The following is a 23,000-nucleotide window of genomic DNA, read 5'->3' as shown; positions in this document are numbered from 1 at the left end:
TTGTTCTATTGTCTTTACGACTTCTCTACGGCATGACCACCGAATTCATTTCTTAACGCCGCAACGACTTTCCCCGTAAACGTATCATCTTCTTGCGAACGATATCTCATCATTAAGGCAAGCGTTATAACTGGTGCAGCCATTTCCAAGTCAAGTGCTGTTTCCACCGTCCATTTACCTTCTCCAGATGAATGCATAACACCCTTTATCTGTTCAAGCTTCTCATCCTTTGAAAAAGCATTTTCTGTTAACTCCATTAACCATGAACGAATGACGGAACCATGATTCCATAGCTTGGCAACCTTTTCATAATCGTATGAAAACGAACTCTTTTCTAATAAATCAAAGCCTTCGGCAATTGCCTGCATCATTCCATACTCTATTCCGTTATGAACCATCTTCAAAAAGTGACCGCTTCCCACTTCCCCTGCATATAAGTAGCCATTTTCAACTGTAATATCCTGAAAAAGAGGCTCGATATCAGAAAAAACGGTTGCATTTCCACCAATCATCATACAAGCTCCGTTTCGTGCTCCATCTACACCACCGCTTGTACCAACATCAAAGAAATGAACTCCTTCCTGTAAGGCTGTTTCATATCTTTTAAGTGTATCCTTATAATGAGCATTCCCACCGTCAATCATTCGATCTCCTTTATCTAATAGCGGTAAAAGCTCCGAAAAGACCTTTTCCGTTACTTCACCAGCAGGAAGCATTAACCATATCGTTCTTGGTTTATCTAACTTTTCAACTAGCTGTTGTAACGACTCGACTGTTGCGATCCCCTCTGTCGAAATTTTTTTCATCACTTCTACATTAACATCCGTTGCTATAACTTTATGGCTATGACTTGAAAGATTTAGTGCAAGCTGATATCCCATCTTACCTAGTCCTATTAATCCAATTTGCAAAACGATCACCTTCATTTCGAAAAAATTTTCTTAATAAATCCATTATACGAAAAAAATTTCTTTTTACAACCGTTTTCAAAAAAATATTTTTTCTAATACTTATTTCGAGTATAATATAAAGAAAGCCCGATCAGGAGAGTTGTAATGATGAAGAAAAAACAACAAACATGCTTAGGAAGCGTTAGACAAAATTACCCTAGATTTAGTGTGACTGAACGGAAAATTGCCGATTATATACTAAAAAATCCAAATAAAATCATCCATTCATCAATTAATCAATTAGCCGAAGACTTAAACGTGGCTGATTCCACCGTTTTTCGTTTCTGCAAACGAATCGGTTATAAAGGCTACCAAGCCATGAAAATTGCATTAGCATCGGAAATTGTCGAGCCTGTTAAAGATATTCATGAGCAGGTTAATGAAGGTGACACCGTTGATACGATCGCTGCCAAAGTAATTCGCTCGAATATCGAAACACTTGAACAAACGTTACGAATTATTGACGAAGATCTGCTTTTAGAAGCTGTAGAGAAGCTTACTGCAGCCCGATCGATCCATTTTTTTGGGAGTGGGGGCTCTAGTACTGTTGCACTTGATGCTTATCATAAATTTGTGAGGACTGGGTTACCTGTCCAAACTGTTACCGACACGCATTTGCAGTTAATGGCAGCTTCTCAACTTAATGAAAAGGATTGTGCGATTTTAATTTCTCATTCTGGCTCATCCAAGGACATTTTGCATATTTTAAACGTTCTTAAAACGAATAAAGTGAACACAATTGCGATTACGAACTATGCTAAATCAACATTAAGTTCTTCAGTTGATATCCCATTATTTACAAGTTCAACAGAAACTGAATTTAAAACAGAAGCCTTTTCATCGCGAATTGCCCAGCTTTCACTCGTCGATGTTCTCTATGTAAATGTTTTACTAAAAAAGGGCGATGAAGGCCAAGAAGCATTGAAGAAAATGAGAGAAGCAATACTAGTTAAACGAATATGAAGAAAAACATTTTGAACATTTAATAAGCACTGTGCTAAGTTACACGATTTATATTTTTTGGAAATAACGAGCATAGCCAGTGCTCTTCCCCGAGCAATCGTAAACGTACACGCTAGACAAGACTTCACCTAAACAAACAATGTCAATACATCCAATAACTAAAAAATCGTCACCCTTGCCTTTACAGCAAAAGTAACGATTTCAACTATTATAACACCTTCACATAAACACCTTTTGATGCCTTTTGAAAAGCTTCTTCATTCAGCAGTTGGATCGTATTAGAAAGCATAGAGGCACGATGTATTTCACCATCAACAGGTACATCTGGATCGATCAATCGAACCTTCGTTTGCCGATGAAATTCATAATCTTGTGCATCTTCAATGACCGTAACTCCTATACGTAGTTCTTCTAAAAACGATGTAATGACCTGATCCTTACAATTCCTCAGCTTTTCAAGTAGCTGCCAATCCTCTAACATGAAATCATCTACATGAATAATGCCTTGATCGAGGCATATGATAACATCTTCGCTAAACGGTCATAACCATACATATTTAAAGGATCCATAAAAAAGCCTATCACTTCTTTATAGTACGTTGTTACAAACCATTCCGCTTGCTCCACCGTGCGAACACAAATCTTTCCTTCCACCACTACTAATTGTTTTAAAAACTCCTCTACTTCGTTATACGACACTTGACCGTATGTATACATATCTCGTAATGTGTAATCAATGCGATCGGCACATAAGGCAGGAGCCGCTTGCTCTAGTAGCGTCCATCTGCTTTCATCAAACAATATCTCTTCAAGGTTATACTGATACTTTTCAAGAATCACTGGAATTTCAGAGTTCATAACAACACGTTTGAAAATCTGCTCATGATAGTCTTCCTTTTGATTGCGAAAAAACAAAATCAACAACATGAGAAAATGCAGTATGCGAAATATCATGCAACAAACCAGCAATTTGCTCCTCTAGTGAGCCCCCAAGACTTCTAATAAGGAGCATAACCCCAACAGAATGCTCATAGCGCGTTACATTCCATTTCTCATTAACTAAAAAGCTCGCTCCGCCCTGGTGGATTCCTTTTAACCTTTGTACTGGCCTACTATCGATTAACTCTGCTAAAACATTCTCTAGTTCAAACTCACCATACAACTCTTCACGAATTTGCATACACTTCCTCCTTTATTGATGATGCTGGTGATCATGTTCCTCTGAATCATCATGTGCGGATTCTTCCTCTAACTTCTCTAGTTCCTCTTCAGAAACATCACCGACAATCACTTGTTCAGTAGGCATTACATGCATCCCTCTTGCAGTAACATGACTTGTCACATGATAGATACCATCCTCCACAAATGTATATGATATCTCGTAAATACCTTCACCTTGATGTTCACCAGAAATCATTTCACTTTCAACTTTATTGTCATGCTCCCAAATTTCGAATTCAACTTCCTGAGCATCTTCCACATTCTCTTGACCTTGGGTAACTTTTGTTGCAAGAACAACCTCTTCACCTGGCTCAATTTCTGGTAATAGAATCTCAACCTCGACAACTTCGGGTACCCCATCGTTATGCAACTCTTCTGGCTCTTCTCCTCCACAAGCTACTAATAAACTAATTAGTATCATTATCCCACTCCAACTAACCTTTTTCATTTCACTAACATCCTTCTTCTCTCTATATCGAATACCAAGTCTTTAAAATTTGTAAAGTATAAATTAAATCGATCAACAACATACATACGTATAATTGATAAACCTACCAATGGCAATACTATACCAAAAGCTAGCTTAATAAAAAGATAAGCTCTGCCTGTCTCTAGTATTTAGCTTGGTGGAGCACCTTACATTCCAGTAGGCTAACTTTTCTACCATATTGATTAACCTAGAATATGATTAAATAGACCTGTAGTCAAGACGATCCTTTTGAATTATGCCCATACCCATCTGTTCGAATTAAAGCAAGCAATTTATGTTGCTTAATTTTTGTCAATTTTCCTAGCATTCCCTCTTAGAGGCTCCTTCTTGAGAATTTCTAACTGCTTCTCTTTGATAGAGTAAATAATGATTGTGAAATATAGATGAAATTTATCAAATATATTTAAATTTAATTATATACTTTTCTAACAAATATTTTGCAGTATTTCAAACTTTAAACTAATTTAATCTGTAATCAAAGTGTTCTCATTATACATGTCTAGACTTTCAGAATTACAGAATAACTCTTCGTCTTTTTCTAATAAAAATACGTTATAATGGTTACTAACAGCAATTGATTGGAGGGGTTCAATTGAAACGCATAGCTGTTTTTTGTGGGTCAAGTATTGGAGCATCAGCTGTCTATAAAGAAGGTGCAATTCAATTAGGGCAAGAATTAGTCAAACGAAAGATTACGCTAGTTTACGGAGGGGCAAGTGTTGGGATCATGGGGCATTGGCTGATACTGTATTAAAAGAAGGAGGGGAAGTAATAGGTGTTATCCCTAAACTTCTTGAGGAAAGAGAAATTTCTCATCAACATTTATCTGAATTACATATAGTAGGTACAATGCATGAAAGAAAAGCTAAAATGGCAGAATTAGCTGATGGTTTCATCACTTTACCAGGTGGTACAGGGACGTTAGAGGAATATTTTGAAATTTTAACATGGTCGCAAATTGGCATCCACTATAAACCTTGTGGGCTTCTCAATATAAACGGATACTATAATCTTCTTATTAACCTACTTGACCACATGGTAGAACAACAATTTCTTCAGGAAAAATACAGGACTCTTGCAATATTAGCATCAGATCCAAAAACGTTAATTGATAAACTTTATACATATGAACCACCATCGATTAAGACTTACAATGAATTGAAATGACTTTGTAAATGAGCTGTGATCTTATTTTTGCTCTTAATGAAATACGATCCTACTATAATACTATGAAATTAAATGATATAATAAACTTAGCATCAATTGTAGGAGGACTCTATGTTTTTTATTCTCTTGTTCGTATCATTAATCGTTTTCATTTGGGCTTACTCTAGATTAAAAGAACAAAACAACAAAATTATTGAACAAAATTACTTGATCATTAGTCTTTTAGGGGAAATCAAAAGTCAAAATCAAAAAAAATGATCGTGCCTAGCTAAACAACATAAGGGGAGGCTGATCGTTCTCCCCTCTTTTCTACCATTATAAATTTCTGAGCATTATCATAACACTAGTCCCTTTCCCCTTTTCTGAAAGCAGTTCGAATTTACCACCATGCTTCTTCACAATTTCCGATACAATGGCCAGTCCTAGTCCAGATCCTCCGTTTATCCGTGAGCGTGCTTGATGAACACGATAAAAGCGTTCCGTCACTGCCTGCAAATGCTCCTTTGGTATACCAATCCCTTCATCAGTAATAGTCAGTACACTCCATTCTCCTTCAACCTTTAGCTTTAACAATATCTGCTTTTTTTTTGGTGTATAACGAATAGCATTATCTAATACGTTGCGAATCACCTGTTCAATGCGATCACGGTCTGCCTCAATAATGCTGCTTTCATCGAGCTCTGTCACAAGCTTCAATTGCTTATTTGAGATTGGAAGATCAAGTGATTCCGTTACATCATAAATCAGTTGGGCAAAGGCAATCGGTTCACATTGCAATGGATACGATTCACCTTCAAGCTGTGCAAGGTCGAGTAAATCATTGACGAGACGCTCTAATCGCTGTGATTCGCTTCGAATCATGCTTAGTCCTTTCTTACTCTCAATCACGCCTTCTTCCATCGCTTCTGCATATCCTTTCATATAGCTTAGCGGCGTACGAAGCTCATGTGAGACATTTGCAAGAAAAGCTCTTCGATTATCCTCAACCTTTTCTAAAGCCATAGATAAACGATTAAACGAATCGGCTAACTGACCAAGCTCGTCATTTCGTTTCACCTTAATCCGCTCAGAAAAATCTCCCTCAGCCATTCGCATTGAAATTCGTTTCATTTCACTTATTGGGTCAACGGTATGCTGAATGATTTTTCTTGCAATAATTATTATAACCACGACAACACTCAAGACAGATAGGATTAAAATTGCTCGTATATGAACAAATGGTTCGTATACTTCCGCCAATGGCAAAGATAGTAAAATCGAGCCCGATAAATGTTCATCCTCAAATAACGGGAATGCTACACCTAGAATATCTTGAGCAAAATGAGGATGCGAACGAATCATCACAACCGTCTCCCCATCAAGCAATAGCTGCCTCTCCTCAAATGTAATCAAATTCTCTTGTGAAAACGGTTCAAAAGGCGATCCACTCCCTAATTGCATCGGATCATCTGAAAACGTTACATCCGATCCACTATTTTCCTCCGACCATTTTAGTCGTTCAAAAAAAGCCTCATGTACCCCGTGCTGATTATAATAATGAGCCAAATACTGGCCTTCATTCATAAGCAATTCAATTTGCTTCTCAATATAAAGCTCATCATATAAAAAGGAAATAAGCCAAATGGCAGCTGCAATGACGACTACTAAAATACTTATAACAGCAAGCCATACTTTCTTTTTTATTGATTGCATTCTCATGACTTTTCCTCAAATTTATAGCCAACGCCCCAAACCGTTTGAATCATCTTTCCTGCTGATTTCAACTTAATACGTAACGTTTTAATATGCGTATCAACCGTTCGCAACGTGCCCATTTTAGCATCCATCCCCCAAATCTGATCATGGAGGTGCTCTCTTGTAAACACTTGACCTTGATGGTTGACTAAGAATATAAGCAAATCATATTCTTTTCTAGTTAAGCGAATTAATTCATGCTCTATAAATAACAGCCGACCATTCAAATCTATTTCAAGCTCACCTACATGGATTTTATTTCCCTCTGCTTTTTCTGGCTGTGTTCTGCGCATTACGGCTTCCATTCTTGCGATTAGTTCACGTGGACTGAACGGTTTGACCATATAATCATCAGCACCTATTTTCAATCCTTTCACCTTATCTTCTTCACTGCTCCTAGCCGTTAGCATTAAAATTGGCACTTTTGAAAATGATCGAATCTGCTCACAAGCAGTAAAACCGTCCATATCCTCCATCATGATATCTAATATGACAAATTCAATCGCGTATTGGTGCATGAGCTCTATCGCCTCACGTCCACTCGTTGCTGTTAACACTCGATACGACTCCTTGTGCAAATACATTTTTACGAGATGTAGCAACTCTACTTCATCATCAACAACTAACACATACGAAAGCTCATTCATTATTTACTCCCCCAACACCATTGCATACGGACCCGCTGCAACTGGTAACTCAGCAACCACTTCAAAAGAATCCCGCTCAATAACAGTGATCGAATCCCCATCCAGATTTGACACGTATAAGTGCTCCTTATTACCAATTACTTGATTTGGGTTTTGGCCAACCGGCAGGACATCGACAACTTCATTTGCTATTTGATCAATTTGATAAATAGCATGTTCCCCATGACAGAGCACATATAGGTTTGGAGATGTTTCATCCGCATAGAAAGCAATCGGCATTAAACCCACCTCCAACGTTTCCAGTAACTCACCGCTCTCTGGATCGTAGGCATAAATCATTTGATTCAAATCACCGTAAGGTCCATGACCTCCAACCCAAAGACGCTCGCCATCAAAATACATTCCTGCTGGTCGTTCAACAACTGAAAATGTCATTAATGATTGTTGTAATTCCTTATCAACTACCGTAACTTTATGCTCATCACCGCTTAGTACAAACAGCTCATTCACTCCATGTTCTAAATCAACTGGATAAGCTCCGATGTCAATATCTCCTATAACTTTTTGATCTGAAATTGATACACGATGAATAGTATGATTAATTGTATCGGCTACATAAAACCAATCCTGCTTATCATAAAGTAGAGCCGTTAACCCTTGATTAAGCTCAATAAAAGGAGACAAGGTCCCTTCCTGTAAATCCAATTCCATGACAGATGCCTCACTCTCACTTGTCAATAGCACCTTCCCATTTCCAACATAGGCTAAATCTGTAATCGAAACAGGACTAGTTCCCTCTATATACAGCTCATTTGTATGTATATCAATAAAAGATAGCATCTCTTCCTTCACATGAGCGACTAATAAATAAGAAGAGTTACTTTCTGGCACTTCTATCCGCTCTACGTGACAACCTAATAAAAGGAAAACACATAAAGAGAAAATGATTACGAAACACTTCATCTTATCCTCCTAAAGATTACCGTTTATGTCCATAGCCTAACACGCTTTTGTGAAATAATTTTGAAGGAAATCGAGAATCATATAATTATTTGCAATGTACCAATTCATTAACATACAATCGGAATTAGCTCTTCTAACGTTCGTATCACCGGAACATTGGCTTCTTGCATCATCCCTTTACGATTCAACCATATGCCGTTCATTCCAACCCTTTGACTAGCAATAGCATCAACGTCTAGCCGATCTCCGACGTAATAACTGTTTTTGACCGATACGTCAGCCCTTTGGCACGCTTTTAAAAAAATGTCCTTTTCTGGTTTCGCGGCACCTACATCGCTAGAGGTTACAACATAGTCAAAGTAGCACTCCAATCCAATTCGGCTTAGCTTCTCTTTTTGCTGTGTTAAATCACCATTGCTAATCACACCGAGAGCATAACCTCTTGCTCGTAATTGTTGCAAGCAATCATTAACATCATCAAACGCACGCCAATTCTGCTTGTAACCTTGAGTATATACGGCAAATATCTCATCCGCCTTTTGATCACTTAATGGCTTTCCTACTACTGCTTTTACTCTCATTTGTCGTTGTTCTTGGAAGGATAGTTTCTTTGTGAGATATTGATTATAGAAATACTCTGAGAGTTTTTGCCAACGTAAGATAAATTGATCTTCAGTTAATTTTATATCCTGTATATATTGGTCGTAAAAGTCAAGTGCAGCCAATTTCTCCGCTCGGTCATGATCTAATAGCGTTCCATCAATATCAAAAAAATCATTACATCCCTCCTTATAGTCGCCATGTTACTAGTTTACTATTTTTACAGCTATAAACAATCTTAACTATAAAATTTACCTTTTAATTGTTCATTTAAATGAGTTGGTCTTTTTTCAAACATATGTTCCATTAAATCTTCAACCGTTTGTTTTTTCTCTGCTTCGGCTTTTTTTATCGCAGCCTGTACATCTTCCTTTGCCTTATCGACCACTTCTAGCTCTTTCGTATTCGTCCACAGCCCTTGTCTTTCTAAAAACAAACGAAACCTTTTCAGCGGATCTTTTCTCATCCACTTTTGATCTAATTGTTCAGTGCGATATTTTGTTGGGTCATCTCCTGATGTCGAGTGTGGACCATATCGATAGTTAATCGCCTCAATTAAAGTCGGCCCTTTCCCAGTGAGCGCCCTCTCTCGTGCCTCTTTTGTTACTATGTAAGTAGCTAAAATATCCATCCCGTCAACCTGAACCCCTTCAATTCCCGCAGCAACCGACTTCTGAGCAATGGATTGAGCCGCTGATTGCTTTTCAACAGGGGTGGAAATCGCAAATTGATTATTCTGAACAACAAAAATGACAGGTGCTTGAAACACTCCAGCAAAGTTGAGTCCTTCATAAAAGTCACCTTGGGATGTACCACCATCACCTGTATACGTAATTGCTACTTGCTTTCTCCCTTTCTTTTTAAGGCCGAGAGCAACACCGGCAGCCTGAATAATTTGTGCTCCAATAATAATTTGTGGCGTTGTCACATGAACTCCATCTGGTATTTGACCGCCTTTAAAATGACCTTTTGACCAAAGAAAAAGTTGTGAAAGAGGCACTCCATGAAACAATAGCTGTGGTAAATCACGATAACCAGGTAAAATCCAATCCTTGTTTTCCAATGCATAATGCGTACCGACCATCGTTGCTTCCTGCCCAGAAACGGGTGCATAGAACCCTAAACGCCCTGTCTATTTAATGATATGCAGCGTTGATCTATGGTCCGAATATATACCATTCTTTCCATTAACAATTGAAGCTCTCTCTCTTTTAAGCTCGGTAATCTATCAATATTTACTAGATTACCATCTTCATCCATTAACTGAAACATTTTTAAATCGTTCATTTTTTTCATACTTTCCATACTCTTAACACCTCTTATAATCAATAATATTACGTTCGTTTAAATATATATTATAAACTAAATGAGCAGTTGTCAATTATACGCACTTGATTAATAGGCAAATTTCGTTATTATTTGAGATAAGAGGTGAAAAGTGTGTCCGTTGAAAAACAAGTAATACGTTTACTTTCTAAGAAGAAAGAAGTGTCATCAAAAGAAATGATTTTAATATTAGAAGCAATGAAATACACCCCACAATCAATACGAAATACCTTTTCTAAATTAAAGAAGCAAGCATTTGTAACTACACCAAAAAGGGGATATTATTCTTTAACTGAACATGGAATTGAAGCATACGAATTCCTTGCAAGTAAAGAAAATTTCTACGAAAAGCAGTGGAATCAAAGATGGTATTTAGTTTTTATTGAAATACCAGAAGCAATTCGAAAAAAACGGGATATATTTCGAAAAAAATAACACAGCTTGGATTTGGCCAGCTCTATAAAGGGGTTTATATTTATCCGTGGGATCTTACAGCTCGTGTACTAACGATTATTGATTCGCTCGAAATCGAAACCTATGTCACAATCCTATCAAGCGATACGTTTCATTTTAATCCGATTAGCACAGAAGGGGGCTCTGGTACTAATCAAGCAGACAAAATTTGGAGCCTTGACCATATAGAACAAGTATATAAAGAAAAACAAAAATGGGTAGATGAAGAGTTTCAACCAAAATGGGATATGCTTCAATCTTCGAAAAATGAGCATTTAACATTTTTCACTCTTTATTTACAGCTAACTGAAATGAGAGACGAACTCATTGAATTAGACCCTATGCTTCCTCCTGAATTCCTACCAGGAAGGTGGATCGGAACACAGGTGCTTCATTCCATTGACTCTTATCGTAATTTACTTATTGAATCGATCCCAAAGAATTCTCCATATTATCCTTACATAATCAATACGTCTACATAGGGGTGTCTACATGACACCCCTAAACCATGTCAATGTTACAATCGCCAGTATGACAATCCAAAGCCTTGAAATGGTCATTTCAGATACTGAGCTGTTACCACCAATTCAACGGATAAATGCTAAATCTCTATCAGTCAATGCATCCTTTAACCACCTAGGGTGCATCTTAAGCAAGTTCTCTGGTAAGTCTCCTTGTTCAAAATAAGTGATATCCAGTGATTCATCAGAATGACAACAAAGCTCTCCCCCACAACTTCAGCCAAAAAACATATCGTAATAAAATGAACGACCTTTCCATTAGGATAAGCGAACACTTGTGACTCCGGTTCTGAATAGACACCAATCAGCTTTACAATGCGAATCTCAAGATTTGCTTCTTCCTTCATCTCACGGATCGCTGCTTCAGCCACCGTCTCTCCTTTTTCAACATGGCCAGAAGGAAGCCCCCACAATCCAACATCTGCACGCTTCTGTAATAAAACTCTCTTCTTCTCATCCAATATAACAACCGCAACACCAGGTCGTACGTCATCAATAGCCTTCATAACATGATCCTCCTTTTTTAATTCAACAAAAAAAGATCCGGTAAGAAAGAAATCAGTGCATAGTAAATACACTGAACCTTTCCCCTCGGACCTTTTATGTCAATAGGTGCCTTTTACTTATTGTAAAAGATGTAGCCCTCGGTCACAGACCTATGTCTACTAGCGGAACCCTAGCTACAATTTTCCAGTTCTCTATAAGTTTACGTGAAGCAAAAAACGTTTGCAATAACTATATTATTCTATTCTTCAATCAATAAAAGCATTACTTAGCAATACCTCACTCATCTCCAACAAACCTTTTACTTGCTTTTCATTCAAAGGAGAAAAGCCTACATGGCGTAAATCCTGACGCAATCCATTAGGTAAACTAAGAACATACTCATCCAACGACTTACCTTTTGCAGTTCCAAAGTATAAGCTAACAGCCTCACCGTATAAAATCCACCGTATTTGATCTGTTTCGTCCAACTCCATTAATCGGTTGACCTTCCTCTCACATATGTAATCATGAATACGATCCAATTCATGATAAAGGTGGCCTTCTTCCTTTAAATAATGTCGGAAATGATTGACGATTAGTAACAAATCGCCCACAGGTATTTCATTAGAAAATGGGCTATTTTCGAGTAGTAACGAATAATTAGAATGGTGTTTAACATGAGATAATAATTTACCAGTTGCAAGCTCATTTTCCTTTACAAATAAAGACAAAAAGCCAGCCTCCGACCAAGCTCCCATTAATGCAACATTCGCCGAATAGCTGCTACCACGAGCAAATGCTTCAACTCCATACGTTTGTCTTTCTCTAACTACATTCTCAACTGACCGACACATTCTACGTTTGGCCTCTCTTGACTGAAGATAAGCTTTCGCCCATTTCAACAACTGCTCATCATTATGTAAATGGTCCTTAATTACAATTTGCTCAAACAAAAAACGATGTTCCCACGGGAACTGTACAATCATTTTACGAACAGCCTTTTGACTAGTAGGAAGAAAGTCAACCTGTACAATTTCTCCCTGATAAAACTCATCATATTTCTGCTCATTAAGTAGATGATCCGTATAAACGGTTAAATCAATATCACTATAACTGTCTGCTTCTCCTCTTCCAACTGACCCTCCTACAGTAACACAATCGCATTGAATAGAGCATTTATTCAAATAATTTAATGCTATATTACACAAATCCTTACTCCGATTATTCATAGATCACCTCAAATTTAATAGAAAATCTATTTTCAAACAACTCTTCATATGATATCGTAATACAAAATAAAAGCTGGAGGCGATCCGAAGATGATTACCTATAAGAAAGATGTAGCCATTACTGCTGAGCAGCTTTCAACATTATTTGCTTCTTCAGGGATTAAACGACCTGTGCATGATCTACCAAGACTTCAAATGATGATCGACAACGCAAATTTGCTTATTACGGCCTGGGATCAAAAAAAGCTTGTTGGAATTGCTAGAGCACTTACAGATTATAGTTATTGCTGCTATTTATCTGATTTAGCAGTAGACAAAGAATACCAAAACAATGGGATTGGCAAAGAACTAATTGAACAGTTAAAACAGCAACTAAGTGAAGAAGTTGCATTAATCCTTTTATCCGCCCCTTCGGCAATGGACTATTATCCGAAGATTGGCTTCGAACACATTGATAACGGGTTTAAGATTGCTAGAAAGAAATAAATAGTCTTATTTTTTAGCTATAATCATAAACCGCTTGGCAGTGGTTCTAATGCCTTTTTCCGTTTGATTATTGTCTATAAATTGAGTTAATTGATCGAAGTCTCCCCGCACTCGACCAAAATTCGGAATGATCGGGGTATACTTCAATAAAAAGATCAAATCTTCTACTCCCTCATAATATTCCACAGCATTATAGTCAAATGATTGAATCGTAGTGAAACCAGCGTCCTCTAGCTTCTTTATGTACCCTTCTTTTAATTGTCCATCTTCTTCACCACTTGCTGAGTTAGAAATAACCCTCCTTTATTCACAACACGACTGATCTCCTTCGCTGAAAAAGGAGCGTGACAGCACGAAACAACATCAAAAAATTCATTTGGGAATTGAAGCTGATCTGCATTCATTTCAAAACAACTTATATTAGGTACGTTCGATTGTTGTATATTAGATCGTGCCGTCTCAATCATTCCTCTCGCTAGATCAATCCCTACAACAAACAAAAAGGAAGACGCAATATTGATGATATTCTCTCCACCACCAGTTCCAATATCTAACAACACTGAATCGCTTTGACCTTGTTTCTTGACCTCATCATAAAAATTCCAAGCAACGCCCTCGGACGACACACGTACTTGACTAAAATCCCAGCCGTTTTCCTTTCCCACCCTTTCATAAAATTCTTGATAATTGAACTTCTTCATACTCAATTCCCCCCAATATGTTTGATCCTAACAATTTTGTCACCAATCATCTGCAGAATCCTCTTTTTTTCATATGTATATTGATTCTCCCAATCATAACGATATTCACGTGTCACAATAGATCCCGTCATAATTTACGCCCCCTTTAAAGCACCCATTCCTTGAAGAAATTAGATTAACGCCTGTTCTAATTCTTCCTCAAAATAATAGATTGAAAGTGAAATTTTCCACCAACCTTCTCCTTAGGAACAATATAAAAGTATTCAATTTGAAAAAACTGAGTAAGCAACTGTTTAATCGTCTCATCCTCATAAAAGGAAAAAAAACGTTTAGGACTGTAAGAATCCCTAACTAGACCTTGTTGCCTGAAGTAAAGGCTATCATGTCCTGGACCAGAACCTATTTCAAGTAAGCGATTATAATCTTCTTTTTTCATATATGTTAAAAAGGTTTCTCGTTCTTTAAGCTTCCATTCAGGTATGATTAAAGAATCTCTTTCAAATGCTTTATTATTGTAAGATGTAATAAGATCATTCTTTGACACTTTCATTAAATCACCTACCTTTATTGCCCATTAATATACACTTTTTAAAAATCCTAAGCTTCTCTCTTGACTATGGTTTCTCAATAGATTCTAATTTCATCATTGCACCAAAGTATTGTGATGCCGTCGTAAATGAAATAAACGCACACAATTCACTGATTTCTTCTTCAGTTAAAGCTTCCTGTAAAATGCGAAAAGTTGAATCAGATAAGTTCCCTTTCTGTTTTAGAAATACTTCAGCAAACGCAGCTGCAATCGATGTCTTTTCATCAAACTTCTCTTGTTCTGGCTTCCCCTTTGCTTTGCAGTACTCACAACCATTACCTTGAGCTAACGTTCTTCTCACCTGTTCTTTTAATTCAGAAGAAAGTCTCCCTTCTTTTTCTAAAAGATCACCTAGATTAGACCACGCTTGCATAACTTCACGATTATGCCCTAACAAACGCTGAAAGGGTGTTTCTCCAAATTGCGACTCCTTAATTCTTGCCATTTTTAATCCTCCTTTGCTATATTTTAATTATAGTAAACTCAAAGTCGGAATTACATTAAATTCATATCGTTACACAGCTGTTTACTTTTAATTTTAAATAGATAAAGGAGAATTTCTTTTAAAAATGAAAATAGACGAAATTGATAGAAAAATTATAGATGAATTACATCATAATAGTCGCTTGTCTATGAGTGAGCTTGGAAGAAGAGTGCATTTGTCATCCCCTTCTGTAGCGGAACGGGTAAAACAAATGGAGTCATTTGGCATTATTAAAGGCTATACATTAGAAATCGACTATGAAAAATTAGGATTACCTATCCAATGCATCATGGAAGCAACAATTAAAAATGGAGATTATCAATCGTTTAAAGAGATTATTCAAAAGCATTCGAACGTGCAGTTCTGCTATCGTATAGCCGGTCAAGCATGTTATATGCTTAAAATGAACTTTGAAACCCTTTCAAAAGCAGAGCAATTCATTGAAGAAGTTAGTCCCTGTGCACAAACAGTCACACACTTTATCTTCTCCCAAGTGTCAACGAATCCACGTACTAGCAAATGAAACATAACAGAGGGTGTCCAATTAAATTAAAAGGACACCCCTCATTCATATTAGTTTTGTAAAAAGGAAGGCCCAAAAACGTTAAGTTGAATGTGGATCAAGCTTCCTCGAAAAATAAAACGAAATTAGAAAAGGTACAATAGCAAGTAAAAAACTCAAAAAAGAAAATACAAACTAATCGCAAATATGAACCAACTAACAATCAATAAAAAGCTTAATTAGGAACGTTTTAACCGAATCCAAAAGCATCTCCTACATTTATTGGCTCATATTCTCCTCAAGAAATTTGACTATTTCAATCCACGATTCCTTAGCAGCTTGCGCGTTTGCGGGTTTTGTACCACCAAAGTCCATTGTCATTCCCCCACCTACATGCATATAAACATTTGCCGGCAAATTAACAAAGCTATACGGGAAGGCTAGAAAGTGTCCTGCCTTTTCATAGTATAAATAGTGATCTTCCTTAGTCCGATTTGTGTTCTTTAATCGCTCTTCCATTAGTTGAACGTATCTGGCTGAGGGCCATAATTGATCATCGCCCCCCGCAATAAACATAACCGGACTTTCGATGTTCTCAACAGCAATTCGCGCGTCCTTTACAGCTTCTTTATCGTTCAATGTATTGTCCCAAATCGCTAAATACGATATTGGTTTTTTTATTATTCCATTTTTTAAGATCGTAAACATCGTTTTGAATCGGTACTTAAACTTAATATACGGCAGCTCATTATTGGCCAACTTCCACGACGGTACCGGTGCAAAAATACCATTTTTCATACCTGCTGTAATATAAGCACTAGGAGCCCCAGCGATAACAGCCTTATAGTCATGAAATGTCGATGCTAAAAGTAAGGCAAGCTCCCCACCTCTTGAATACCCAATTAAGCCTATTTCGTCATTTGAATAAGGGTGACTTTTAAGCCACGTCGTTGCTTCTTGAAAGTATTCCAATGAAATGTTTTCAAGGTCTTTCGGTACTCCTTCACCAGCAAAATAAGATAAGGCAAATGCCGTATACCCTTTTGACGCTAATAGTGCTGCCGCATGCTCCTGAGTTCCGCCATCTGAACCACTTAAAATAATCACAGCAGGTACTGACCTTTTTGTTCAGGATGAAATAACACACCCCTAATTGTTTCTTCTTGAACTGTTACTTTTTTGACATCATTCTTATAAAAGTAACGATGAATCGTAACTGCATCCTGCTTCTGATCATTAATGGTTATGGACAGTTCAATATCTACTTTATTAGCGTTCGTTTTTTCAAAGTAATCACCATGCTTAGAATTAACACATTCCATAGACCAGAATAATCCAGAGCAATCAACTGTGTGATACGTTCCTTCGATTGGCTTTTGAGTAGCTACATTAATGACTCCATCATCATTAGCTATAAAGGTCGCAAAGGAAGAAAATTTCTTTTCTTGTTCATCGTACATCGTTGCATGGATCGTTACCTTCTCATTCTTTAAACACCCTGACACTGTAATCTCAACATCTTCATCTATATAGGAATCTATCTGACTAATTTGCAATATTGCTCGCATATACTCTTTTCCTTTCCCTGCATTTTCTAGCAGAGCCTTCACGGTTTCACTCTTTATGAGTTCATTTCAGCTTCCTTCCAAGCATCAGTGAATTCCTTAACCGACTGATAACGCTCTTCTCTATTTTCTTGAACAGCCCTCAGGGCCACTTCATACAACGCTAGATTCGCGTCCCACTTTGCATAGGAGCGATCAAGCTCTCCTCCCACTAAACCAAAAGCAATTGCTCCCATGTTAAATACATTCGTTTTTTCATCGATATTCGCACCTAGCTGAAACTCTTCTGGAGACATAAATCTTTTCGAACCCCATAATCTGCCCATTTTATTTACATATGCTTTTGCCGATATAAATCAATGTCGCAAATCTTTACGCTGTCATTGTTAAAGTCATACAATATGCTTCCATCATAGAAATCTATTGCGACATAACCTTTTTCTTCAACATGAACATGAAATGAAAATAGATCACTAAGAGCCTTTACCCGCTTCTTAATCGATAGCTGGCGAAAGCGATAATACGGTGAATCTGGATGTGATTGTTTTAGTGGAGGAGGATAGTCCCAATGAGAGTGTAGACATTCTCCGGCAAACCATTCAAATAGCAAAGCATACCCTTTTTCGACTTCAATAGCTTCAAGAAAATGAATGAGGTGTTCATGGCTTAAATGCTCGTATATTGATAGAGAGGTTTTGAGCCGTTTAATTGCTTCCTCAGGTCGTCCAGCATAATGAACTGTTTTTGCACCTGCATACTTCACAAAAGTCTTCTTCCCATTCTTTACAATACCAAAGCTAATATTTCCTGAATCCTGCTCAGGAAATACAGCAAACACCTCACCTAATTCTTGTAACCATGAAAACGAATGATCCTCTTTTAAAGTGAATGTAACATGATCAAGTTCAACTGTATGTATGTTACTCTGCATTAATTCCTCCATTAGTAACAAGCTACAATAATATTATTTTTTATTAAAAGAAACTGATCTTTTAATAAAAGATGTAGCAGTTTATGTATCTGTTCTTTCAATTTATTATCAAAAAAGCAATAAATGTGCAGCTCCTAATAATACAGAAAATAAAGATAAAGTAAAAATGATTCTAAAAAACTTCCTTCTTTCTCGATGTTTGTTTTCTAATCGTAAACTACTAATTGATAAAAACAACGTTAAACTTAATAAAAATGGTAATAACTCTTCTTTCTCAGTAAATCCCGCCCAAATAACAAAACAAGTAGATATGATAGTCATTATGAATAAAACGAGTTTTAAGAAAGACTTGCATAGGTCCTTTTGGAATGTCATTTCCATCTTTTTATCTCCTCTATTTACAATTCCGTTTACTTTTTCCATATTAACACATAAATCACTATACAAATTATATAAATACTTCAATACAATTTGTAATACGTTAATTCAACCTTGCTATTACTTGTAGTTACTTCTTCCAAAATATCTGCCTCTTATTTCCGGTAACTCTTCTTGTAGACGAACTGCTTCTATCTCATCAAAACCCCACTCGCTTCCAAACGATCCTGTCACGCGAAGCTGATCTTCTGTTATATTTATTCTATTTCCAATAAAATACTCCTTTACTCTAACCTCCCAAATGACTTCAACACTTTATACCGATTAATTAGTAATATCCCTTGCCAATACCGTCTTGCAACTGGGAAAGCCTCGGGATAACTGCCCCATTCCCATGATGGAATCCACGTCCCTTCCTCTGACAATTGCTCAACATAAAACTGAAGGTTTTGTTCGACTAAATCCCCAAAAAGAGTACATAACGGATCAGCTGGTGATTGGATAAAATCAAGCGGAAGCGGTTTATATCCTGTTGCCCAATTAGCGGGATCACGATCAACGCATTTCACTATATGTTCGGCTATTTTCCCTAAAATATCTGCCAGAGACAACGAATGCTTCCCTGCCTCCTCCTCATGCCGTTGTAAAATAGTTAATAATGCGTAAAAATTAGCGACTAAATGGTGCTCAATCTCATCTTCAGTGAACAAATAATCAATAGCATCCTTTGCTACGTTCCAGCCTAGCTGTGCTGCTTCACTTCCCTCATTGGACCAATGAATTAGAAAACCCGCAAGCTCAGCAGATGGGTTGTACATCCAGTTCTCTTGCACACCTTCAGACCAATGCCACCATGGAGCATGAGGATGCTGATTGGTTTCCGGTAAAACGGACATCCACAATCCCTTTTGTTTATCAAAAGATTGCTGCAAATACGTGATCATTGATCGAACCAAGTCATGCTCACGTTCAAGGCCTATTTCCATCATCATTTGTCCTGCTGCCCATGTGGCCATTGGTGAAGAATTAGGCTGCCAAAAATCAGGTTCAATTCCATGACCAAACCCACCATCTTCATTTTGAAATGCACGTAAATAATGTATGACATTCTCGCGAGTTCCATCTTCAAATTCATATTCCCACCTCGCACACTCAAGCGGTCGTGCATATCGTTTCATCCATTTACTTGATTTCATAAAATATTCTTTCATTGCTTTCATTTTCTGTATCCCCCTAACATAATTTTTTTATCATCATGAACCGTTAGACTTGTATGGATAAAAATAAACCGTCTATAGCCTTCGCCTCTTTCATATACACGCTCCTTCTTAATCTAATCCCACACCGACCATGCTGCTTCAATTAAGTTACCGTCTGGATCTTTAATAATAAAATATTTTGCCTCCTCACTTCTTACGATAATCTCACTGACATCGACGCCATTATTTTTTAACATTTCGTGAGTATAGGGCAAATCGGGACAATTGAGAGCTAACGTTTGGAATGGCTTCCCATTTCGTGAAAAAGCAGCGTTTGTTTCATTATTCGTCTCAACTAATAGTACTACTGAATAGCCATCCGGTAACGACAGAACTGCAACAACACCTACTCCATCATTAAATTTAGGGCTTTTAAGTGTAAAGCCCAATTGATTAACATACCACTCGATTGCTTCATCAATGTTCGAAGTAGGTAAATACGTATACCCAATTCGGCTAAATAACGCCATAATCATTTCATCTCCTAACTTTTTTCTCTATGTTAAATTCTTGATTAAATGACAAACTTCCTTTAAATTGACAAATAAAAAAGCCGCTAGAAAAGATGCACACGCTTCTTTTCTAACGACCTACTCTTATTTTCCTTGTTTCACCCAACCGGCAACTGTAACGGTACGCTTTGCTTGATGCTTCACAGCAGCTTCTACATCTTCAACCATTTTACCGTCCTGTGTTACCGTTACACTTACACCGTAAGGATTACCACCTGATGTAAACTGAATAGGATCAGTATAACCAGGTGATGCAATAATTGCTCCCCAATGGTACATCGTCGTATATAACGATAATATTGTTGCCTCGTGACCACCATGTGGATTTGAAGCAGAAGCCATCGCACTGACAACCTTATTTACTAATTTTCCGTTTGCCCAAAGGCCTCCTGTTGTGTCAAGAAATTGCTTCATTTGTGCTGGAACGTTACCAAAGCGCGTCGGTACGCTAAAAATAAGTGCATCTGCCCATTCTAAATCATCTAATGTGACTTCAGGTACATCCTTCGTTTGCTCATAGTGAGCTTTCCAAGCCTCATTTGAATTAATGGCTTCCTGTGGGGCAAGCTCAGGAACCTTTCGTACTTTTACCTCTGCACCAGCTTCTTTACCGCCTTCTTCAGCCCATTTGGCTAGCTGATAATTAGTACCAGTTGAGCTATAATAAATTACAGCTAATTTAATGTCTGTCATTATCCTTGTCTCCTTCTAAGTTTCTTGACTTACATACTCATTTTCCCAATTCTGCTGTAAATTATGAATATTTTTAAATTTTCCTTAAAAAATCTTATCAGTACTATTCTAATTTTATCCTAACTCGCTTCGTTACATTACGAATGAGTAGTAATCCAACTCCGGTTAAAATGACTGTGCTAAAGAGGGAAACATAGATCGGCATTTGCGAAATCGTAATAGGTAAATTGGTCGAAAGAGTATCCAGTAATTCTCTTCCCCAGAATATATCAATTAGAGCGATATAGACCAAGGCAATCACAATAAATCCCAAACCTCCCAAACCTCCGTATCGATAAAACCCAATTGCAATAATCCACCCTGCAACATAGTAGCTTATTAAGGTCAAGCTCAATGTAACAATGAGCACAACCAAATGTGTATTCGGTTCAATGAATGATAGATGATAATCTTTTGAAAACGCTTCAGATAAGCCAACAACAGTTGTGATAATAGCTGATGTAATTATATGGAAAAGACTTAAAGCAACCGCTGCAAGTGCCGAACCAACAAAATAATCTTTACGTGTCACACCAAACTTCATAAAATGACTAAACATCGCCAAAAACACCATAATCCCTATAACAAGCATATAGATTTTTGATGCTTCATAAGAAAATGCGATAAAGCTAATATCTCGTTCTCTAACTTCAGGGACAAACCATACTGAGCATAGATAGATCAAAAAGACAATCGGAATAAACCAGCATGACCATTTAAATTGAATGGAAAGTAAATCCATTGTTACTTTTGATCGTATAGAGTTTCTGTTTATTTCCATAGTCATTCTCCCCCCTCTGTTAAATGTATAAATAAATCTTGTAGAGAAACAGGACCTATCTCCAGGCCACGCTCCTCTGCTATACGCTGTTCACTACTACTTAATTCTCCATAAACCATTACCGACTTTGTCTTTCCGAGCTGCTGCGTACTTAATTGTTTTTTTCCTTTTACAAATAGGTCAACTTCATTTACATCCCCCGTAATCGCAGCACCTTGACTAATAATCTCGTCATATCGTTTATTCACTAACATGTTGCCACGATGCAAGATAAGAACATGATCAAACAAATAATCCATTTCAGATACTAAATGTGTTGATAATATCATCACTCTAGGGTGCCTTTCTTGTTCCTCTAATACTTCTTTGTAAAACAATTCTCTTGTTGGAGCATCCATACCGCGATACGCTTCATCAAAATGGTTACGTTTGAACGGCTAGCTAATCCGAGCGTCACATTAAAAGCAGATTGCATTCCGCTCGATAGCTCCTTGATTGGTTTATCTAAAGGCAATTTAAAACGTGCTGCTAATTCTTTAGCATATTCAAGATTAAATTTTGGACGATATCGCTTTGCAAATTCAAAATAGCGAAGGGTTGGTTCATATTCCTCACTATAATCCGTTTCATAAACAAAGCTAATTTGCGGCATGAGTTCACGATTTTCAAAAAGGCTCTTTCCTTTTATTTCAACTGACCCAGTAGTTGGCTCCATAAATCCAGATAAAACTGAAAGCAAAGTTGTTTTTCCTGCTCCATTTCGCCCAATTAAACCGTATACTTTTCCCTGTTCTAGTGTGCAGGAGATGTTTTTTAACGCTTCAAACTCTTTATATTTTACTGTTACATCGCCCATTTTTATATTAAACATCGAAATCACGCCCCTTTAGTTTACTTATAATCTGATTGACTTCTCCTTCTGTTAAACCTAATTTTTCTGCTTCTTGAAGCATTGGTAGAACATAGTTACTAGCAAACTCCCCTTTACGCTTTTGAATAAGCTGCTCTTTAGCTCCTTCAGCAACAAACATTCCAACACCTCTTTTCTTATAAATAATTCCTTCCTCCACGAGAAGATTAATCCCTTTGGACACCGTAATGTGATTGACTTTATAAAATTGCACCATTTGATTCGTTGACGGAATTTGTTCGTGCTCCTTTAATTGTCCTTTAAAAATTTGGTCTTCAATTTTTTCTTTAATTTGTATAAAGATCGGCTTATTATCATGGAATTGACTCAATTTGCCACCACCTTTATGGTTATATAGTTATGTATATAAGTATATGCGATAATTTGATTTATTGTCAACACCGATCAACCATTATTTAG

24 protein-coding genes and 7 pseudogenes are annotated in these 23,000 nt (G+C 37.2%); 6 read left to right on the top strand and 25 right to left on the bottom strand.

Features of this window, described 5'->3' with window-relative positions:
* Positions 1-14: 14 nt before the first annotated feature.
* On the bottom strand, positions 15-911 hold the full coding sequence (gene gnd / locus JCM19034_RS11365) for a phosphogluconate dehydrogenase (NAD(+)-dependent, decarboxylating) (protein WP_062049832.1): 897 nt from the start codon (positions 909-911) through the stop codon (positions 15-17).
* A 147-nt stretch (positions 912-1,058) separates the two neighbouring features.
* On the opposite strand from gnd, the gene JCM19034_RS11360 reads away from it, so the two are divergent.
* On the top strand, positions 1,059-1,913 hold the full coding sequence (locus tag JCM19034_RS11360) for a MurR/RpiR family transcriptional regulator (protein WP_062050076.1): 855 nt from the start codon (positions 1,059-1,061) through the stop codon (positions 1,911-1,913).
* A gap of 208 nt (positions 1,914-2,121) precedes the next feature.
* Here JCM19034_RS11360 and JCM19034_RS11355 read toward each other — a convergent pair.
* Both JCM19034_RS11355 and JCM19034_RS11350 read right to left on the bottom strand, forming a co-directional pair.
* Positions 2,122-3,093, bottom strand: a pseudogene (locus tag JCM19034_RS11355) (HD domain-containing protein).
* A 12-nt stretch (positions 3,094-3,105) separates the two neighbouring features.
* Entirely contained in the window at positions 3,106-3,582 is a 477-nt protein-coding gene (locus tag JCM19034_RS11350; protein WP_062049830.1) for a FixH family protein, read from the bottom strand.
* 634 nt (positions 3,583-4,216) lie between these two features.
* Here JCM19034_RS11350 and JCM19034_RS11345 point away from each other — a divergent pair.
* Positions 4,217-4,791, top strand: a pseudogene (locus JCM19034_RS11345) (TIGR00730 family Rossman fold protein).
* A gap of 315 nt (positions 4,792-5,106) precedes the next feature.
* Here the strand turns inward: JCM19034_RS11345 and JCM19034_RS11340 are convergent.
* The 5 genes and pseudogenes from JCM19034_RS11340 to pdhA form a co-directional block, all read right to left on the bottom strand.
* On the bottom strand, positions 5,107-6,489 hold the full coding sequence (locus tag JCM19034_RS11340) for an ATP-binding protein (RefSeq protein ID WP_062049828.1): 1,383 nt from the start codon (positions 6,487-6,489) through the stop codon (positions 5,107-5,109).
* Entirely contained in the window at positions 6,486-7,172 is a 687-nt protein-coding gene (locus tag JCM19034_RS11335) for a response regulator transcription factor (RefSeq protein WP_062049827.1), read from the bottom strand. Before JCM19034_RS11335 ends, JCM19034_RS11340 begins: the two co-directional genes overlap by 4 nt.
* 3 nt (positions 7,173-7,175) lie before the next feature.
* Positions 7,176-8,135, bottom strand: a complete 960-nt coding sequence (locus JCM19034_RS11330) for a YncE family protein (protein WP_062049825.1) — start codon at positions 8,133-8,135, stop codon at positions 7,176-7,178.
* A gap of 107 nt (positions 8,136-8,242) precedes the next feature.
* Positions 8,243-8,899, bottom strand: a complete 657-nt coding sequence (locus JCM19034_RS11325; RefSeq protein WP_082394006.1) for an HAD family hydrolase — start codon at positions 8,897-8,899, stop codon at positions 8,243-8,245.
* A 74-nt stretch (positions 8,900-8,973) separates the two neighbouring features.
* Positions 8,974-10,040 (bottom strand): annotated as a pseudogene (pdhA, locus tag JCM19034_RS11320) (pyruvate dehydrogenase (acetyl-transferring) E1 component subunit alpha).
* Positions 10,041-10,238: 198 nt separating this feature from the next.
* Here pdhA and JCM19034_RS11315 point away from each other — a divergent pair.
* Both JCM19034_RS11315 and JCM19034_RS24970 read left to right on the top strand, forming a co-directional pair.
* A pseudogene (locus tag JCM19034_RS11315) lies at positions 10,239-10,570 on the top strand (PaaX family transcriptional regulator); the annotation flags it as partial.
* A complete protein-coding gene (locus JCM19034_RS24970) occupies positions 10,571-10,996 on the top strand; it encodes a PaaX family transcriptional regulator C-terminal domain-containing protein (RefSeq protein ID WP_370621924.1) in 426 nt (141 codons plus the stop codon).
* Positions 10,997-11,101: 105 nt separating this feature from the next.
* On the opposite strand, the pseudogene JCM19034_RS11305 reads toward JCM19034_RS24970, so the two are convergent.
* A pseudogene (locus JCM19034_RS11305) lies at positions 11,102-11,541 on the bottom strand (NUDIX domain-containing protein).
* 246 nt (positions 11,542-11,787) lie between these two features.
* Entirely contained in the window at positions 11,788-12,750 is a 963-nt protein-coding gene (locus tag JCM19034_RS11300) for a nucleotidyltransferase domain-containing protein (RefSeq protein WP_062049818.1), read from the bottom strand.
* 90 nt (positions 12,751-12,840) lie between these two features.
* Here JCM19034_RS11300 and JCM19034_RS11295 point away from each other — a divergent pair, with 90 nt between their 5' ends.
* Positions 12,841-13,236, top strand: coding sequence for a GNAT family N-acetyltransferase (locus JCM19034_RS11295; protein WP_062049816.1), 396 nt, complete (start codon positions 12,841-12,843; stop codon positions 13,234-13,236).
* A 6-nt stretch (positions 13,237-13,242) separates the two neighbouring features.
* On the opposite strand, the pseudogene JCM19034_RS11290 reads toward JCM19034_RS11295, so the two are convergent.
* From JCM19034_RS11290 to JCM19034_RS11280, 4 genes and pseudogenes are all read right to left on the bottom strand, one after another.
* Positions 13,243-13,937 (bottom strand): annotated as a pseudogene (locus JCM19034_RS11290) (class I SAM-dependent methyltransferase).
* A 2-nt stretch (positions 13,938-13,939) separates the two neighbouring features.
* Complete coding sequence (locus JCM19034_RS24085; protein WP_269431693.1) at positions 13,940-14,068, bottom strand: hypothetical protein; 129 nt, start codon at positions 14,066-14,068, stop codon at positions 13,940-13,942.
* Positions 14,069-14,124: 56 nt separating this feature from the next.
* Positions 14,125-14,487, bottom strand: a complete 363-nt coding sequence (locus JCM19034_RS11285) for a hypothetical protein (RefSeq protein WP_062049813.1) — start codon at positions 14,485-14,487, stop codon at positions 14,125-14,127.
* A gap of 64 nt (positions 14,488-14,551) precedes the next feature.
* A complete protein-coding gene (locus JCM19034_RS11280) occupies positions 14,552-14,971 on the bottom strand; it encodes a carboxymuconolactone decarboxylase family protein (RefSeq protein WP_062049811.1) in 420 nt (139 codons plus the stop codon).
* Between the two features lie 124 nt (positions 14,972-15,095).
* Here JCM19034_RS11280 and JCM19034_RS11275 point away from each other — a divergent pair, with 124 nt between their 5' ends.
* On the top strand, positions 15,096-15,533 hold the full coding sequence (locus tag JCM19034_RS11275; RefSeq protein ID WP_062049809.1) for an Lrp/AsnC family transcriptional regulator: 438 nt from the start codon (positions 15,096-15,098) through the stop codon (positions 15,531-15,533).
* 258 nt (positions 15,534-15,791) lie between these two features.
* Here JCM19034_RS11275 and JCM19034_RS11270 read toward each other — a convergent pair whose 3' ends face one another.
* The 11 genes and pseudogenes from JCM19034_RS11270 to JCM19034_RS11225 all read right to left on the bottom strand — a co-directional run bounded on the left by JCM19034_RS11270 (position 15,792) and on the right by JCM19034_RS11225 (position 22,911).
* Entirely contained in the window at positions 15,792-16,619 is an 828-nt protein-coding gene (locus JCM19034_RS11270; RefSeq protein ID WP_062049807.1) for an acyl-CoA thioester hydrolase/BAAT C-terminal domain-containing protein, read from the bottom strand.
* Positions 16,616-17,122, bottom strand: coding sequence for an acyl-CoA thioesterase/BAAT N-terminal domain-containing protein (locus JCM19034_RS11265; RefSeq protein WP_062049805.1), 507 nt, complete (start codon positions 17,120-17,122; stop codon positions 16,616-16,618). Before JCM19034_RS11265 ends, JCM19034_RS11270 begins: the two co-directional genes overlap by 4 nt.
* 11 nt (positions 17,123-17,133) lie before the next feature.
* Positions 17,134-18,008: pseudogene (locus tag JCM19034_RS11260) on the bottom strand (protein kinase).
* Positions 18,009-18,116: 108 nt separating this feature from the next.
* Positions 18,117-18,389 carry a hypothetical protein gene (locus JCM19034_RS11255; RefSeq protein ID WP_062049803.1) on the bottom strand — a complete coding sequence of 91 codons (273 nt, stop codon included), beginning with the start codon at positions 18,387-18,389 and terminating at the stop codon, positions 18,117-18,119.
* Positions 18,390-18,670: 281 nt separating this feature from the next.
* Positions 18,671-19,606 (bottom strand): hypothetical protein, encoded by a 936-nt coding sequence (locus JCM19034_RS11250; protein WP_062049801.1) that lies wholly within the window; start codon positions 19,604-19,606, stop codon positions 18,671-18,673.
* 113 nt (positions 19,607-19,719) lie between these two features.
* Positions 19,720-20,115, bottom strand: a complete 396-nt coding sequence (locus tag JCM19034_RS11245; protein WP_062049799.1) for a VOC family protein — start codon at positions 20,113-20,115, stop codon at positions 19,720-19,722.
* Positions 20,116-20,241: 126 nt separating this feature from the next.
* Entirely contained in the window at positions 20,242-20,850 is a 609-nt protein-coding gene (gene wrbA / locus JCM19034_RS11240) for an NAD(P)H:quinone oxidoreductase (RefSeq protein ID WP_062049796.1), read from the bottom strand.
* A 103-nt stretch (positions 20,851-20,953) separates the two neighbouring features.
* The gene (locus tag JCM19034_RS11235) at positions 20,954-21,670 is read right to left on the bottom strand and encodes a hypothetical protein (RefSeq protein ID WP_062049795.1); all 717 of its coding nucleotides are present in this window, start codon (positions 21,668-21,670) and stop codon (positions 20,954-20,956) included.
* A gap of 2 nt (positions 21,671-21,672) precedes the next feature.
* Positions 21,673-22,068: a hypothetical protein gene (locus JCM19034_RS24965; protein WP_370621909.1), complete on the bottom strand. Its 396-nt coding sequence runs from the start codon at positions 22,066-22,068 to the stop codon at positions 21,673-21,675.
* Positions 22,026-22,541, bottom strand: coding sequence for an ATP-binding cassette domain-containing protein (locus JCM19034_RS24960; RefSeq protein ID WP_370621908.1), 516 nt, complete (start codon positions 22,539-22,541; stop codon positions 22,026-22,028). The genes JCM19034_RS24965 and JCM19034_RS24960 overlap by 43 nt, the downstream gene beginning before the upstream one ends.
* A complete protein-coding gene (locus JCM19034_RS11225) occupies positions 22,534-22,911 on the bottom strand; it encodes a GntR family transcriptional regulator (protein WP_062049794.1) in 378 nt (125 codons plus the stop codon). The genes JCM19034_RS24960 and JCM19034_RS11225 overlap by 8 nt, the downstream gene beginning before the upstream one ends.
* Positions 22,912-23,000: the final 89 nt, after the last annotated feature.

Origin of the sequence: Bacillus sp. JCM 19034 (assembly GCF_001310635.1) — a bacterium.
Lineage (GTDB): Bacteria > Bacillota > Bacilli > Bacillales > Bacillaceae_D > Halalkalibacter.
The sequence above is the reverse complement of the archived record's forward strand: the minus strand, read 5'-3'. Positions and strand labels throughout refer to the sequence as shown.

Excerpts from the sequence above, each read along its gene's own strand:
- JCM19034_RS11360 (WP_062050076.1), top strand. The coding sequence starts at position 1,059 with ATGAAGAAAAAACAACAAACATGCTTAGGAAGCGTTAGACAAAATTAC.
- JCM19034_RS11350 (WP_062049830.1), bottom strand. The coding sequence starts at position 3,582 with ATGAAAAAGGTTAGTTGGAGTGGGATAATGATACTAATTAGTTTATTA.
- JCM19034_RS11340 (WP_062049828.1), bottom strand. The coding sequence starts at position 6,489 with ATGAGAATGCAATCAATAAAAAAGAAAGTATGGCTTGCTGTTATAAGT.
- JCM19034_RS11335 (WP_062049827.1), bottom strand. The coding sequence starts at position 7,172 with ATGAATGAGCTTTCGTATGTGTTAGTTGTTGATGATGAAGTAGAGTTG.
- JCM19034_RS11330 (WP_062049825.1), bottom strand. The coding sequence starts at position 8,135 with ATGAAGTGTTTCGTAATCATTTTCTCTTTATGTGTTTTCCTTTTATTA.
- JCM19034_RS11300 (WP_062049818.1), bottom strand. The coding sequence starts at position 12,750 with ATGAATAATCGGAGTAAGGATTTGTGTAATATAGCATTAAATTATTTG.
- JCM19034_RS11295 (WP_062049816.1), top strand. The coding sequence starts at position 12,841 with ATGATTACCTATAAGAAAGATGTAGCCATTACTGCTGAGCAGCTTTCA.
- JCM19034_RS24085 (WP_269431693.1), bottom strand. The coding sequence starts at position 14,068 with ATGACGGGATCTATTGTGACACGTGAATATCGTTATGATTGGGAGAAT.
- JCM19034_RS11285 (WP_062049813.1), bottom strand. The coding sequence starts at position 14,487 with ATGAAAGTGTCAAAGAATGATCTTATTACATCTTACAATAATAAAGCA.
- JCM19034_RS11280 (WP_062049811.1), bottom strand. The coding sequence starts at position 14,971 with ATGGCAAGAATTAAGGAGTCGCAATTTGGAGAAACACCCTTTCAGCGT.
- JCM19034_RS11275 (WP_062049809.1), top strand. The coding sequence starts at position 15,096 with ATGAAAATAGACGAAATTGATAGAAAAATTATAGATGAATTACATCAT.
- JCM19034_RS11255 (WP_062049803.1), bottom strand. The coding sequence starts at position 18,389 with ATGGAAATGACATTCCAAAAGGACCTATGCAAGTCTTTCTTAAAACTC.
- JCM19034_RS11250 (WP_062049801.1), bottom strand. The coding sequence starts at position 19,606 with ATGAAAGCAATGAAAGAATATTTTATGAAATCAAGTAAATGGATGAAA.
- JCM19034_RS11245 (WP_062049799.1), bottom strand. The coding sequence starts at position 20,115 with ATGGCGTTATTTAGCCGAATTGGGTATACGTATTTACCTACTTCGAAC.
- wrbA (WP_062049796.1), bottom strand. The coding sequence starts at position 20,850 with ATGACAGACATTAAATTAGCTGTAATTTATTATAGCTCAACTGGTACT.
- JCM19034_RS11235 (WP_062049795.1), bottom strand. The coding sequence starts at position 21,670 with ATGGAAATAAACAGAAACTCTATACGATCAAAAGTAACAATGGATTTA.
- JCM19034_RS24965 (WP_370621909.1), bottom strand. The coding sequence starts at position 22,068 with ATGGATGCTCCAACAAGAGAATTGTTTTACAAAGAAGTATTAGAGGAA.
- JCM19034_RS24960 (WP_370621908.1), bottom strand. The coding sequence starts at position 22,541 with ATGTTTAATATAAAAATGGGCGATGTAACAGTAAAATATAAAGAGTTT.